The 707-nt window shown below is 53.2% G+C and carries 1 protein-coding gene; it reads left to right on the forward strand.

Annotated elements, in window-relative coordinates; genetic code table 11:
• Positions 1-707: transposase (locus SPL68_RS18425; RefSeq protein WP_323816634.1), on the forward strand; the 707-nt coding region annotated here is incomplete at both ends.

Consider the following 707-nt stretch of genomic DNA (forward strand, 5'->3'; position numbering starts at 1 on the left):
GCGCATTCGCTCCTCGCGCCGATTGGAAACAGAATGCCAACGCAATGTGGAGGTCATGTGGCTGCTTGGCCGATTAACGCCGGACTTCAAAACCATCGCCGAATTTCGTCGATTAAACCGCAGCGCGTTTATCGCCACTTGCCGTGAGTTTGTGCAGTTTTGTCGTCGCGCACAGCTCATCACCGGTGAGCTGGTGGCGATTGATGGCAGTAAATTTCAAGCGGCTGCGTCCCATCGACAACACGTCACTCCTGCAAAGCTGGCTAAACAACAAATCCTACTGGAACAACAGATTCAGCAGTACTTAAGCGCACTGGATCAGCAAGATCAGACCGAAACAGCGGAGCCTGTGAATGCCGATGCCGTTCGTGCGGCGTTGCAAACATTGCAAGCGCAACAACAGCAAAATTTCGCACAACAAGCGCATCTACGAGAGCAGAATCTCACGCAGCTGATTAAAACCGAGCCCGATGCCCGCATGATGCGCACCGCATCGGGAAAGAAAGTCGCCTACAACGTACAAACGGCCGTTGATGCCATGCACCATTTGATTGTGCATCACGAGGTCACACAAGCGTGTACTGATAATCAGCAATTGCTGCCCATCGCACGGGAAACCAAAGCGGTATTGGAGCAAGACACGCTGACAGTAGCGGCCGATGCCGGCTATTCCAATGGTGAGCACTTTGCAGTGTGCGAGCAGGAAC

The organism is Cellvibrio chitinivorans (assembly GCF_035117775.1).
In the GTDB taxonomy this organism is placed as follows: Bacteria; Pseudomonadota; Gammaproteobacteria; order Pseudomonadales; family Cellvibrionaceae; genus Cellvibrio; species Cellvibrio chitinivorans.